Annotated in this window: 14 protein-coding genes; 11 read left to right on the forward strand and 3 right to left on the reverse strand. The window is 59.3% G+C overall.

The window, feature by feature from the left end; all coding sequences use genetic code 11:
• Positions 1–9: 9 nt before the first annotated feature.
• Complete coding sequence (locus tag ACR0AM_RS01605) at positions 10–3381, reverse strand: YhdP family protein (protein ID WP_480621945.1); 3372 nt, start codon at positions 3379–3381, stop codon at positions 10–12.
• Between the two features lie 80 nt (positions 3382–3461).
• Between ACR0AM_RS01605 and ACR0AM_RS01610 the strand changes: the two genes are divergently transcribed.
• From ACR0AM_RS01610 to ACR0AM_RS01640, 7 genes are all read left to right on the forward strand, one after another.
• Entirely contained in the window at positions 3462–3923 is a 462-nt protein-coding gene (locus ACR0AM_RS01610; RefSeq protein ID WP_480553765.1) for a peroxiredoxin, read from the forward strand.
• Between the two features lie 89 nt (positions 3924–4012).
• On the forward strand, positions 4013–4831 hold the full coding sequence (locus ACR0AM_RS01615; RefSeq protein WP_480622077.1) for a ferritin-like domain-containing protein: 819 nt from the start codon (positions 4013–4015) through the stop codon (positions 4829–4831).
• A 173-nt stretch (positions 4832–5004) separates the two neighbouring features.
• A complete protein-coding gene (locus ACR0AM_RS01620; RefSeq protein WP_209503613.1) occupies positions 5005–6336 on the forward strand; it encodes a DUF5930 domain-containing protein in 1332 nt (443 codons plus the stop codon).
• Positions 6326–6826: a bactofilin family protein gene (locus tag ACR0AM_RS01625; RefSeq protein ID WP_209596778.1), complete on the forward strand. Its 501-nt coding sequence runs from the start codon at positions 6326–6328 to the stop codon at positions 6824–6826. Before ACR0AM_RS01620 ends, ACR0AM_RS01625 begins: the two co-directional genes overlap by 11 nt.
• A 118-nt stretch (positions 6827–6944) precedes the next feature.
• Positions 6945–7766: a M90 family metallopeptidase gene (locus tag ACR0AM_RS01630; protein ID WP_480621946.1), complete on the forward strand. Its 822-nt coding sequence runs from the start codon at positions 6945–6947 to the stop codon at positions 7764–7766.
• Between the two features lie 102 nt (positions 7767–7868).
• Entirely contained in the window at positions 7869–8558 is a 690-nt protein-coding gene (gene aqpZ / locus ACR0AM_RS01635; protein WP_209503607.1) for an aquaporin Z, read from the forward strand.
• Positions 8559–8656: 98 nt separating this feature from the next.
• The gene (locus tag ACR0AM_RS01640; protein ID WP_480621947.1) at positions 8657–9499 is read left to right on the forward strand and encodes an alpha/beta fold hydrolase; all 843 of its coding nucleotides are present in this window, start codon (positions 8657–8659) and stop codon (positions 9497–9499) included.
• A gap of 41 nt (positions 9500–9540) precedes the next feature.
• Here the strand turns inward: ACR0AM_RS01640 and ACR0AM_RS01645 are convergent, their stop codons facing one another.
• Both ACR0AM_RS01645 and ACR0AM_RS01650 read right to left on the reverse strand, forming a co-directional pair.
• Entirely contained in the window at positions 9541–10098 is a 558-nt protein-coding gene (locus tag ACR0AM_RS01645; protein ID WP_480473357.1) for a peptidylprolyl isomerase, read from the reverse strand.
• Positions 10091–10597 carry a peptidylprolyl isomerase gene (locus ACR0AM_RS01650; RefSeq protein ID WP_209503601.1) on the reverse strand — a complete coding sequence of 169 codons (507 nt, stop codon included), beginning with the start codon at positions 10595–10597 and terminating at the stop codon, positions 10091–10093. The genes ACR0AM_RS01645 and ACR0AM_RS01650 overlap by 8 nt, the downstream gene beginning before the upstream one ends.
• A 133-nt stretch (positions 10598–10730) precedes the next feature.
• Between ACR0AM_RS01650 and ACR0AM_RS01655 the strand changes: the two genes are divergently transcribed.
• From ACR0AM_RS01655 to pdhA, 4 genes are all read left to right on the forward strand, one after another.
• Positions 10731–11918 carry a phosphoglycerate kinase gene (locus ACR0AM_RS01655; protein ID WP_480621948.1) on the forward strand — a complete coding sequence of 396 codons (1188 nt, stop codon included), beginning with the start codon at positions 10731–10733 and terminating at the stop codon, positions 11916–11918.
• Positions 11919–11993: 75 nt separating this feature from the next.
• Positions 11994–12338, forward strand: a complete 345-nt coding sequence (locus ACR0AM_RS01660; protein WP_480492988.1) for a lysozyme inhibitor LprI family protein — start codon at positions 11994–11996, stop codon at positions 12336–12338.
• Positions 12339–12479: 141 nt separating this feature from the next.
• Positions 12480–12779, forward strand: coding sequence for an FtsB family cell division protein (locus ACR0AM_RS01665; RefSeq protein ID WP_209503595.1), 300 nt, complete (start codon positions 12480–12482; stop codon positions 12777–12779).
• Between the two features lie 159 nt (positions 12780–12938).
• Positions 12939–13928 carry a pyruvate dehydrogenase (acetyl-transferring) E1 component subunit alpha gene (gene pdhA / locus ACR0AM_RS01670; RefSeq protein WP_209503593.1) on the forward strand — a complete coding sequence of 330 codons (990 nt, stop codon included), beginning with the start codon at positions 12939–12941 and terminating at the stop codon, positions 13926–13928.
• Positions 13929–13943: the final 15 nt, after the last annotated feature.

Consider the following 13943-nt stretch of genomic DNA (forward strand, 5'->3'; position numbering starts at 1 on the left):
CATATCCCGTCAGCGGTCACTGGGAGGAGAACCAAATGTCGGTTTCGGCTCGTCAGGTTCCACCGGCGCAGCATTGGGGCCGTCCGAGACCTTTGGCGCAGGCTGACGCAACAGATCACGCAAAAACAAGGGCGCCAGACCGGACAGAGGGTTCACCGCGACTTTGGGCGAGGATATCGGCCCGGTCAGCGTGTAATTGAATCCGATGACACCTTCTCCCTTGCGGGTAAACACGCTGCCAACGGCATTGAGAAGGTAAATCGGTGAAATCGCCCCCCGCAGGTTCAGCAGGCTGTTCACGGTGTCGATTGTTCCATCAAACGAAAGCCCCATTGACGGGCCAACAGCGCTGCCACTCAGCACTTTGATGTCGGTGGGCGATATCCTCATGCGGCTGTCAATCGCCGAAAAGAAGATCCCCTGCCCGGCCATCTCGTCCAGCAGGCCAACAAGGCTGATCGCGTTCAGGATCGCGGCCATGGCCGGGGCATCGGTGATCCGGGTATTAACGATTTTCAGGATGACGTCGTAACTGCCGGGCTCAGCCACCGGTTCAAGCTTGAGGTCCAGATCACCGCCACGCGCCTGTGTAAGAACGCCGGCCGATCGCAAAACGGCCCCCGCGTCTTTCGACGTCAGGTCAACGGCGCTTCGATTTCCCCGTGGGGTCACTTGACCGGCAACAGCCGCACCGCCGTTCACCCGCGCTGTGAAGGTGCCATTTACGCCGCCGGTTGTCTGGAACGCCCCCCGGAAACCTGTCAGTGCAACAGTTTCGGTAACCTGAAGACGGTCCAGTGCCACGTCCAGTTTCGGCCCCGGGGCACCGCCGCCGCCCGATCCGCCGCTTTCCCCGAAGTTTGCAGACCCCATGTTCAGCACACCGCCAAGGACGCGGATATCCGGGACAGCGGCTCCCCGCCCGATCAGTTCCGCCGGAACCGCAAGCCAGTCCCCCAGATCGAACGAGCTGAACTGGACACGGTCATATTCACCGTTTTCGTGAAAGGAAATGGATGCGGTTGTGCGCAGTCCCGCTGCATTGATCCGCAGGTCGTCCACTTTCAGCTGCGCGCCCAACGTCGCGTCCGCAGTCAGTGATCCTGTGGTGTTTACCTCTTTGCGCCAACCGAGTTCAGGGATGGAAAGCGCCACGCCCTGAAGGTCCGAAACAACAGACAGTTTCGGAGGCGCCCCAGCGCCCAGACCCAGCGTAATATCAGCAACCCCTTTGCCCGTCAGCATCCCCGGCGGCAGGCCAGCCTTGATCTCATCCATCAGACGCGGGGACAGTTCGATCTGGCCGGTGAAGGTGCTGCGCTGTTCGGTTTCGCTGTCAATGGGCTGCTGCCAAAGCGCCTCAAGCGGAACATCGCCGAACTGACCCAGTCCCTGAATCTGAACACCCGACTGATTGCCGGAAATATCCAGCATCGGGGCACTTATGGAAAATCCCGGCACCAGACGGTCACTGGAAAGATTGGCCAGCGTTCCGTTGAAGTGAAATTCGGTATCCTGAAACTTCAGCTCTTTTATCAACGGCAAGGACAGCGTTCCGGTCAATGCAACCGTGCCTTTGGCAACGTCAACGGGCAAACCGGCCTTGCTCAGCAATTCCAGCGGCGGCCGGTCCAGCAGCGACAACGCAGAAGTCACGCTGCCCTTTGCCTGAATACGGGCGATGCCGGGTGCAGATTTCTTGATATCCGTGTCAGGTATGATGAAGGACGTCCCCGCGGCATCCACACTCCCCCCGTCATCGGCGACCACCACCCCCTGCTGCGCGGTGACCGTAAACCGGCTGTCGATCAGACTGGCCTGACCCTGTGCATCTTCGATCGGCGGCAGGGTCTTGGCAAAGCGGACCTTGGCCTGTTCGAACCCGAAATCAAGATACAGGTCCGGTTTGGAACCGGGCTCCAGTCGCAGGGCGAAATCCATGTCCGACAAAACCCCCTGATAGAGGTTTTCCGTCACCCATTCCCGTGGCTTCGGCGCCAGACGCTCGGGCCAGTAGCTCAGAACATTGTCCGAGCTCATCTGATCCAGATGGGCATCCAGCGCCACAGCCCAGCCATCTGGACGTCCATGCAGAACACCAAAGGCGCGCACGGTGTGGCCCGGATCCTCGATGGTCATCTGGCCAAGGCGCAACTGGAACGGGTTGAACGCCATCTTGAATTCCAGGCTGGCGCGCGACAGCTGAATCGGCTCCGGGAACAGGTTCGCCGGGTTCACATTGATCCCGGACAAGCGCAACTGTGTCTCCAGACTGTCCAGCACACCATCCTCAGCCCCTTGCAGAAACGCCTTTCCATCGGCCTGAACTGTGCCCCAGGCCGACACCACCGATACCTCATTGAAGTCCAGCATCTGGGCTTTCGGGTCATAGGTGAAATATGTGCGGGCAGATTCGAACGGGACAGGGCGTGTTTCCGGGTTGGGCTGCACCGCCCCGGCCCCCAGATTGAGGGTTGCGAACACGGTTCCTGTGGCCCCGTTCTCATCGACACTGCCCCGCAAAGCCCCTGAAATCGGTGCGCGCAGAACCTGCAACCACGCAAGGGCCGGGCTTTGGCCCGCTATGTCTTCGGCCGGAAGATCAGTGACCGAGATGCCAAAGCTGGCGGCAGGCGTGCCCAGTACACTGGTATAGTTGGCCTCGATACTGCTGACATAGTCACGCCCCGACAGAACCGAAAACCCGGTTGCAAGCCGCACTTCGTTGTCACTGCGGTTCGCCTGAATATGCCCACCGTCCAGAACCCACGACCGCCCCTGCCGCAGGTCGCGGTAATCCAGCGTAATCGCATCAAGTTCGACCGAGGTCAGCGCCGACAGGATCGGAGATTGAAAGACCTCGTCCGAGGTCTCGATCAGCTGTGCAAGGTCCGGCGCTTCCTGCACCGGCGCGCTGCCCGATCCCACGGTCAGGGTCAGCGCCCCGTCCTGATCGCGGGTCATGGCGATCTGCGCGCCGCTCAGAATGATGCGCTTGGGCCGGACCTGACCGCGCAGCAAGGGACGCATGGCCAGGCTGGCGCGCATATCGGATACCTGCGCAATCTGCTGGCCTGCGGCGTCACTGATGGCAACATCGGTCAGCCGCAGACGGGGGCGCCAGCCTTCGTGGATGATGAAACTGACGTCTCCAAACCGGATTTGCAGCCCGCCCAGCGCCCGTTCCAGCCGGGCTTCGACCCTGTCGCGCAGCCACACAGGTGCGTGCATCCTCTGCCCCACGACCATGAAACCGGTGAACATCGCCAGAAGCACCAGCACGATGGCCCCACGCATGGCCCACAGACCAGCGGTGCGGCGGCGCGACCGACGGCGCACAGGCTTGCCCGGCTTTGCTTCGTCGTCTTCGTGCTGCTTCAATTTGCTATCCACGCCTTCCAACCCGCACGCGTTGCCCTATGATGATGGGCAGCCTTAAAAAACCTTTAGCGGAGTTTCCAATGCCCGACGTTTCAGACATCGCCCCCGACTTCACTTTGCCGCGCGACGGCGGTGGCGAGGTGACGCTTTCGGCGTTGCGCGGTGGCACCGTGGTTTTGTTCTTCTATCCCCGTGATGATACGCCGGGCTGCACCAAGGAATCCATCGGTTTCTCAGAGCAGCTTCAGGCGTTTACCGATGCAGGGGCTCACGTTTTCGGCATTTCGCGGGACAGCGTCGCCAAGCATGACAAGTTTGTCGCCAAACACGGGCTGACCACTCCGCTGTTGTCGGACGAAGGCTCGACCGTCTGCGAGGACTATGGCGTATGGGTTGAAAAGAACATGTATGGCCGGAAATCGATGGGGATCGAGCGATCGACCTTTGTCATTGATAGCGAGGGACGCATTGCCAAGGTCTGGCGCAAGGTCAAGGTGCCCGGCCATGTGGAAGATGTGCTGGAAGCGGTGAAGGCGATCTAAGCCCCCCTCGACCTGCCGCGCCATCCGGTCTATCACCCGCGCTGACATGCCAAAGGCGGAGCGACCCGGTGCCCAAAACACTGACACAGATGGCGACAGAGGTTCTGACAACAGCGGACGGGCGGGCCAAAACCGCCCTGTCCAAAGCCCATGCCGCCGCGTGGTTTGCCTCCCGCAAGGCCGAGGGTGAACCCATCGAGATCGGCACCGCATCACCGCCCCTGTCCCCCGCGCGCCCGGACAAGCCCGAGCTGTTGTCCCCGCGTGAGGTACCCAAACGGAAACCGGGTACCGAGGCCGGGCGCATTGCCCTGCTACACGCGGTTGCCCATATCGAGCTGAACGCCGTCGATCTGCACTGGGACATCATCGCGCGCTTTGGCCATGTACCCATGCCCATCGGGTTCTACGATGACTGGGTGAAATGCGCCGAAGAAGAATCGCGCCATTTCGAGATGGTCTGCGATTGTCTGGAACAGATGGGCAGCCATTATGGTGCCCTACCCGCTCATGCCGGTATGTGGCGCGCTGCCGAAGATACTGCCGAAGATCTGATGGGGCGGCTGGCCGTTGTGCCCATGGTGCTTGAGGCGCGTGGGCTGGATGTGACCCCCGGCATGATCGAGATATTCCGCAAGGCCAAGGCCGAGCAGGCCATCGCCGCGCTCGAGGTAATCTATGCCGAAGAGGTCGGCCACGTCGCTTACGGCTCAAAATGGTTCCACTTCCTGTGCGGCCGCGAAAATGCCGACCCCAAGGATGTGTTTCACGCGCTGGTCCGGCGGTACTTCCACGGTGTTCTCAAGCCCCCCTTCAACGAAGAAAAACGGGCCGAAGCCGGGTTGCCCCCCGATTTCTACTGGCCCCTGACCGAAGACCTGCCCGCGCCCGGAGACCTCTCGAACTGACACTTCTGCGTAATTTTCGGCAAAATCTCGCCGATCTTTGCGGGATATCAGCGCCATTTGCACTTGATTGGTCAACAAACTTGCCCGAACGCCCCTGCCGCTTTATGCAATCGGCGCAAGGGACGGCAGGCACTCACGACCGGTTCCGATCTTGGGGATGAAAGGTAGGGCGCGTGCGAACACGTCTGACAATAAAACTGCACTCACTGCTTGAGAGGCATTTCCCGGAACGCCGGGTCTTTCTGAAATCCGACAAGGACACAAGGTTTATCCGGCTCAGTTCGGAAACTCAGGTGGTCGCAGTGGCCGGAGTTGCCGTCATGGTCGGATGGACAGCGGTTGCGACAGCCATACTGTTGATGGACAGCATCGGGGCCGGGAATTTCCGGGAACAGGCAAAGCGCGATCAGGCCATCTATCAGGAACGCCTGAACACCCTGTCGGCAGAACGCGATTCCCGCGCGCATGAAGCACTGGCCGCTCAGGACCGGTTCAATGCCGCGCTGGACCAGATTTCCGCGATGCAGTCGGAGCTGCTGGCCTCGGAAAACCGTCGCCGCGAACTTGAGACAGGTATCGAAGTTATCCAGACGACATTGCGCGCCACGATGAAGCAGCGCGAAGAGGCGCGCTCAGAGCTGGCCCAATTGAAACAGGACACCAGCGGCTCTGATATGTATGCCGCGGTTTCCAGCGCCCCGGTACAGATGGCCTTCATGACCGACGCTTTGGCGCGGACGGCCAAAGAACGCGATCTGATCGCCTCCAACGCGCAGGACGCGCTGGAACAGCGGGACGATCTGGAACTTGAAATCCGTCTAATGCAGGAACGCAGCGACGAGATCTTCCGCCAGCTAGAAGAGGCGATGGTCATCTCGGTCGAACCTCTGGACAAGATGTTCCGTCAGGCCGGAATGCCCACCGATCGCATCATCGAAGAGGTCCGGCGCGGATATAGCGGTATGGGCGGTCCGCTGACCCCTTTATCCCTTAGCACACGCGGCGAAGAAGACGAGCTTTCGCCCGAAGAAGTCCGCGCAAACACGTTGCTGCGCCAGATGGATCAGCTGAACCTGTACCGGATTGCTGCGGAAAAGGCCCCCTTCGCCAATCCCGTACATTCTGCCGTGCGTTTCACCAGTGGCTACGGCAACCGGCGTGACCCCAAGTCCGGTGGTCGTCGGCAGCATAACGGTGTCGATTTTGCGGGACCGCAAGGCACCGATATATTCGCGACCGCTGATGGTGTGGTCACGCATGCCGGCTGGCAATCAGGCTTCGGACGCCTTGTGAAGATCAAGCACGCGTTCGGAATTGAGACACTTTATGCTCATAACACCAAGATCAACGTAAAGGTCGGCCAAAGGGTCTCGCGCGGGGATCATATTGCTGATATGGGTAGCACCGGACGGTCCACCGGCACGCATCTGCACTATGAGGTGCGCGTGAACGGAAATCCCGTAAACCCAATGACTTACATCAAGGCTGCGAAAAATGTTTTCTAAAAGCAAAATCAACGAGCCCGCACCCAAAGCACCTGAGGCGGCCAAACCTGCCGCTCCGGCGACCCCAGCGGCCCCTGCTCCGGCTGACGCGAAACCTGCAATGGCACCCAAGCCCAAGCCGCCGGCCTCGGTCCTGTCCTCGGATCTGCACATCACCGGCAACATCAAGACCAGCGGTGACATTCAGGTGGAAGGCACCGTCGAAGGCGACATTCGCGCCCATCTGCTGACCATTGGTGAATCGGCAACGATCAAGGGCGAAGTCACCGCAGATGACGTTGTGATCAACGGTCGTATCGTTGGCCGCGTGCGTGGTCTCAAGGTTCGCCTGACATCGACGGCCCGGGTCGAAGGCGACATCATCCACAAGACCATTGCCATCGAGAGCGGCGCGCATTTCGAAGGCTCGGTTCAGCGTCAGGACGACCCTCTCAACCCCGGCCGCAGCGCCAAAGCCGGATCGAACCCGGCGGCAGAAGTCAAACAGTAAGCAGACTGCATTTCTTGTCAGGACGCCGTGGGGAAACCCGTGGCGTCATTTCTTTTGAGTGTCCGGATGATCCGGGATTCCCGTTTTCGTCCCTTTCTGATCGCGCTACAGTCGATCCATGTTGCTTTTTCTGACGGTTGTCGCGCTGATCGCTGGCGCTGCGGCCTTTCACTTCTGGTCGAAACGACAAACCCGCCTGACCTTGCTGGCCAAGTCGCTGTCCCAGCACCAGCGCGATATTGTGAACGCTCAGGTGCCGATTATCCAGAAGCTGCCCAAAGACTTGCGCGGGGCGCTGGAAGGAAAGATCAACCTGTTTCTTGATCAGGTCGATTTCGTCGGCTGCGACGGGCTGGACGTCACCGAAGATATGCAGGTGTCGATCGCCGCGCAAGCCTGTCTGCTCGTGGTGAATACAGACCAGTGGTATGACAACCTGACGACCATTCTGGTTTACCCCGGTGCCTTCAAATCAAAACAGCGCCGCCAAAGTGGCTATGTCGTCACCGAACAGGAAATCACCCGCAGCGGGGAAAGCTGGAACCGCGGCCCCGTGATCCTGTCCTGGGCCCACAGCCAGCGCGGTGCCCTGAATGATCACGATGGTCGGAACGTCGTCTTTCACGAGTTCGCGCACCAGCTTGATGACCTCTCGGGCGCAACCAATGGTGTTCCCGTGCTCAGCAATGACCAAAGCTTTAGCGAGTGGGAAACCGCCTTTCTGAACGGTTACAAGGCACATGTTCACGCCGTGGAAAATGGGAAACCCACAGTGATCGATCCCTACGGCGCGGAAGGGCACGAAGAATTCTTTGCCGTTTCGGTCGAGGTGTTCTTTGAACGACCACATGCGCTGAAATCCTCTGACCCGGCAATCTATGAACAGCTGTCAAAGCTTTTTCATCTTGATCCCGCTCAATGGCACAGGGGTCAGTTCTGACCCGATTGAGGTAGCGTCGAAAAAAATTCCCCGTTCGCAACAATTTAACATAAGCTAATTCTTGAATTACGGTTAACCTCATTATTGGGCGGAGGATTTTCTATGTCATCGAAACTACTTGCCGAGTTCTTCGGCACGTTCTGGTTGGTTCTGGGGGGGTGCGGCAGTGCCGTTCTGGCGGCTGGTGTCGCAGATGTCGGCATCGGTTGGCTTGGTGTTTCCTTTGCCTTTGGCCTTACCGTTTTGACGATGGCTTACACGGTCGGCCCAATCTCGGGCGGGCATTTCAACCCGGCGGTCAGTTTGGGCCTGATGATTGGAGGGCGGTTTCCGGCCAAAGACCTTCTGCCCTATTGGGTTGCACAGGTCATTGGCGCAATTGCCGCCGCAGTGGTTCTGTACCTTATCGTCAGTGGCGCTCCCGATTTCGCTGGTGTCGGTGGGTTCGCGTCAAACGGGTATGGTGAGGCCTCGCCACAGGGGTATTCGTTGATGTCGGCTTTGATCATCGAAATCGTGATGACGGCTTTCTTCATTCTGATCATTCTGGGCGCGACGTCGGACAAGGCACCCGCCGGGTTCGCTCCGATTGCCATCGGTCTGGCGCTGACCCTGATCCACCTGATCTCAATTCCGGTGACGAATACCTCCGTCAACCCGGCGCGCTCGACCGGCGTTGCCCTGTTTGCCGACGGCCCTGCTTTGGCTCAGCTCTGGCTGTTCTGGGTGGCCCCCCTGATTGGCGGCGCAATCGGCGCTTTGATCTGGAAAGCAATGTCCTCGGATGACTGATCCCCGCGGGAAAGGTAATTATCCCGTTTACTGAAAAACACGGTATCCTTCCGTCAAATCTGGCTAGGTCACGGCCTTTGGTTCAACGGGAGGATACAATGAAGATATTTACCACAGCACTTTTCCTAAGCTGCGCCGCGACGGCAGGCTGGGCCGAAGACAAATGGCTGAGCATCCCGCAAGTCCCCCAGATGCCCGCCGCCACCGAGGCGGGCACGGCAGAGATCAACGGCATCAACATGTATTACGCCACGTATGGCGAGGCGGGCGGCACCCCGGTTCTGATGATCCACGGCGGGCTTGCCCATGGCGATGTCTGGGCCGCGCAGGTTGCCGACCTGTCGCAGGACCACAGGGTGATTGTGGCGGATACGCGCGGGCATGGACGATCCACCAACGATGGCAGCCCCTATTCCTACGCGTTGTTGTCGCAGGATTATCTGGCGCTGCTGGATCATCTGGGGGTCGATCAGGTGCACTTGGTCGGCTGGTCCGACGGGGCAAATATCGGGTATTCAATCTCGACCACCAACCCGGATCGGCTGGCCAGTCACTTTGCCCACGCAGGCAATGTCACGCTGGACGGGATCGATCCTTCGGTGGAAACCAACGAGGTGTTTGGCACTTACGTGGGCATGATGGCCCAAGATTATGCGGCCATGTCCCCCACCCCTGACGGGTTCGAGGCATTTCTTGGTGGGGTTGCCGCCATGTGGGGCACCGAAAAACCCGGTGGGCTCGGGGCGCTGTCATCGATCACCGTCCCGACACTCGTGGTTCAAAGCGCACATGACGAGGCCATTCTGATGGCGCATTCGCAAGCAATTGCTGACGCGATCCCCGAAGCCAAATTGCTTGTTCTGGAAGATGTCAGCCACTTCGCATCTTTTCAGGATCCCGTTGACTATACCCGTGCCATCCGTGATTTCATCGACCAATAGGCCAAAGAAAAAGCCCGGCGCTTGAGCCGGGCTAAATCATCTTATTCGGTAACGGTGACTTTTTTCATCATATCCGGTGCACCGATGATCGCACCATTCTGACCTTCGCCCCGCTTGATCGCGTCGACTACATCCATACCGTCGGTCACCTGACCAACCACGGTATACTGGCCGTCCAGAAACGGGCCGGGGGCGAACATGATGAAGAACTGCGAGTTGGCCGAATCCGGATCGCTGGACCGGGCCATGCCGACCACACCCCTGTCAAAACTCACGTCCGAGAACTCGGCCGGCAAATCCGCGCGATCAGACCCGCCGCGCCCGGCATAACGCATGTCGAAGCCGTCCGCGCCCGAGTTGCCGTATTGCACGTCGCCGGTCTGCGCCATGAAGCCATCGATCACGCGGTGAAACACGACGCCATCGTACTGACCTTCAGCAGCCAGAGCGGTGATCTGTTCCACATGCTGGGGCGCGACATCTTCGAACAGGTCGATCGAGATTGTGCCATTGGCCCCTTCCCCTTCGACCTCGATCTGCAAACCGCTGGCCAGCGCCGGGCTTGCCAGCAAGGCAAAAGCCGCAGCCAGTTTATGCATCTGCGGCCACCTTGACGCTGATCATGCGGTCCGGGCTCGCAGGCGGCTCACCGCGTACGATGGCGTCCACATGCTCCATCCCGTCGATGACCCGGCCATAGACCGTGTACTGACCGTTCAGGAAGTGATTGTCCTTGAAGTTGATGAAGAACTGCGAGTTGGCCGAATCCGGGTTCTGAGAGCGCGCCGCGCCCAGCGTGCCGCGATCATGGGGCAGCTTGGAAAATTCTGCCGGAACATTCGGCAGCGACGAACCGCCGGTGCCCGCCATGCGCAGGTTGAACCCGTCTTCCATATCGCCATGCTGCACGTCGCCGGTTTGCGCCATGAAACCGTCGATCACACGGTGAAACGCCACGTTGTCATATTCACCGCCACGGGCCAGTTCCTTCATCCGCGCACTGTGCAGAGGCGCTACATCTGGCAGCAGCTCGATGACGACATTGCCGCCTTTCAGCTCGATGATGATTGTGTTTTCGGGGTCTTTGATCTCGGCCATGAGGCCCTCCTGTCGTTTATCTTGCGCAAATACCTATGACGCACGCGTGCGAATGCCAAGTGACGCATTGACCTGAGGGCAAAATGCAGGAAAAGAACCGCCTAAATCGGTTGCCAATGACAAGGATCGCACAATGGGCTGGAAAACACTGGACGATATGGACCTGAACGGCAAACGCGTGCTGGTGCGTGTGGATATCAACGTGCCCGTGGTTGACGGTGTTGTGACCGACGCCACCCGTATCCAAAGGATCGTCCCTTCGGTGCGCGATATTCTGGCCGCTGGCGGCAAACCGATCCTTCTGGCCCATTTTGGCCGTCCCGGTGGCGAACGGCGTGAAAGCCTGTCACTGAAACAACTGGTCCCGACTTTGGAAAGCGCTTTTGGCGCCAAGGTTCTGTTTGCTGCCGATTGCGTCGGGGCCGAGGCGGAACTGGCCGCCAGTGGCTTGCAACCCGGCCAAGTCCTGTTGCTCGAAAACACGCGCTTTCACGCAGCCGAAACCAAGAATGACGCCGATCTGGCCGCTGGGATGGCCAAGCTGGGCGATGTCTATTGCAACGATGCGTTTTCAGCCGCGCACCGCGCCCACAGCTCGACCGAGGCCATCGCACGTCTGCTGCCGGCCTGTGCGGGCCGTCTGATGCAGGCCGAGTTGCAGGCGCTGGAAAGCGCGCTGGGTGCACCCAAGCGCCCGGTAACGGCGGTTGTCGGCGGCGCCAAGGTCTCGACCAAGTTGGAACTGCTGGGCAACCTGATCGACAAGGTCGATTATCTGGTGATCGGTGGCGGTATGGCGAACACATTCCTTGTCGCCCAAGGCATCGGCGTTGGCAAATCTCTGGCTGAAACCGCAATGAAGGACACCGCCGCCGAAATTCTGGCCAAGGCCGAAAGCTCGGGCTGCCAGATCGTCCTGCCGCTTGATGTTGTGGTGGCTGAAAAATTCGAGGCCAACGCACCCCACAAGGTTCTGCCCGCCGATCAATGCCCTGCGGATGGCATGATCCTGGACGCGGGCCCTGAAAGCGTCGCAGCGATTACCGCGATTTTCGACAAAAGCCAAACCCTGATCTGGAACGGCCCGCTGGGCGCGTTCGAGCTGGAGCCGTTCGACGCGGCCACCAATGCCGCGGCCTTGAAAGCCGCAGCCCTTAGCCGTTCGGGTCAGCTGATTTCGGTCGCGGGTGGCGGTGACACGGTTGCGGCGCTGAACGCGTCGGGTGCGGCCAAGGATTTCACCTATATCTCGACCGCAGGTGGTGCATTCCTTGAATGGATGGAAGGCAAAACCCTGCCCGGTGTCGCTGCGCTGGAATAATAGGCAGCACTGATCGCATTTGGCCGCTTGTCAGGGTTCATGGTATTATCCCCTATTTGAATGGGGGATAATACCATGAGGTCATTATACCTGCTCGTCCTTCTCGCGATGCCGTGGCCTGCAACGGCACAATCCAGCTGCGGTGGCCAGACACAGCTTGACGCAAATTTCTGTGCCAAGGAGCAATGGGAGGCCGTTGACCGCGACCTCAACCGGTTGTGGAAACAAATTAAGCCGGTCGCTGATGCACATGGCAACGGCGATGCCCTTCTGGCGGAACAACGTGCGTGGCTAAAGACGCGGGACGCCACTTGCGACAAGGAACTGTCCGGCGGCGGCAGCGCTGCGCCCATGTTCTACTGGACCTGTATGAAAGAGCAGACGCTTGCAAGAAATCAGCAGCTTCAGTCCTGGCGCTGAGCTTTAACCGGGACGCAAACGAAATACTGATGAAAAAACCGAATCAGGGGATTCACAACCCGAATCGCCTGTGACATAGTGCGATCAGAGGCTCGGAAAGAGCCCGTTATTGAGGCAAGTTTTCATACGGCGGTAAACAGAGTGTCCCGTTCCCATCGGCCCGGTTTGGGTGCAGTTCTCTTCTTCTCGGTGGCTTTCATGCTGGGTGTGTATTTCACCTTCGCCGCCGTTCAGGGGGATTACGGCCTGTTTCGGCGGGTCGAAATTGCGGCGGAACGGGACGCTCTGTCACGCAGTCTGGAAAAACTGAATGTCGAAATCGCCGAGATGGAAAACCTGACACGGCGTCTGTCCGACACCTATCTGGATCTGGACCTGCTGGATCAGCAGGCGCGCTCGGTTCTGGGCATGATCCGGTCGGACGAAATTGTGATCCGCTGATCAACGACCCTTTTCAGAAAAGGCAACTCAGGCCCGGCGTTTCGGCCAGGATGCGCCGTGCCGAACGCTGCGTCACATTTCCCCTCGCCAGAAAGCCTCAAATGCTTTATGAGATAGTTTAACGCTAAACTATCTGTCCGAAAGGGGGAGATCGCCACGATGGCTGCGCGAAAAACCACAAAGAAACCAAATGTTTCTGCGGAAGAACTCCAGACATACTACCGCGAGATGCTGCTGATCCGCCGATTCGAGGAAAAGGCCGGTCAGCTTTATGGCATGGGCCTGATCGGCGGGTTCTGCCACCTTTATATCGGACAAGAGGCCGTTGTTGTCGGGCTTGAGGCCGCTGCAGAGGAAGGCGACAAGCGCATCACCTCGTATCGCGACCACGGTCACATGCTGGCCTGTGGCATGGATCCGGGCGGCGTGATGGCCGAACTGACCGGGCGCATCGGTGGCCTGTCCAAGGGCAAGGGCGGCTCGATGCACATGTTCTCGAAAGAAAAGCATTTCTACGGCGGGCATGGTATCGTCGGCGCGCAGGTTCCGCTGGGCGCGGGGCTGGCTTTTGCTGACAAGTACAAGGAAAACGGCCGCGTTACCTTCACCTATTTCGGGGACGGTGCCGCGAACCAGGGTCAGGTGTATGAGACCTTCAACATGGCGGCCATCTGGGGCTTGCCGGTGATTTTCGTGATCGAGAACAACCAATACGCCATGGGCACCGCTCAGTCCCGTTCGACCTCGACCAAGGACATCTTCCATCGCGGCGAAGCGTTCGGCATTCCGGGCGAGATCGTCAACGGCATGGATGTGCTGGCGGTCAAGGAAGCAGGCGAAAAGGCTGTCGCGCACTGCCGCGCGGGCAAAGGCCCCTATATCCTGGAAATCAAGACCTACCGCTATCGCGGCCACTCGATGTCCGACCCGGCCAAGTACCGGACCCGCGAAGAGGTTCAGAAGGTCCGCGAACAAAGCGACCCGATCGAACATGTGCGCGAGTTGCTGCTGACCGGCAAGCACGCGACCGAGGATGACCTGAAAGCGATCGACAAGGAAATCAAGGAGATCGTCAATCAGGCCGCCGAATTCTCGAAAGAAAGCCCCGAGCCTTCGGTCGAAGAGCTCTGGACTGATATTTACGCCTGAGAGGACGAATAAGAC

The organism is Ruegeria sp. AD9 (assembly GCF_056542305.1).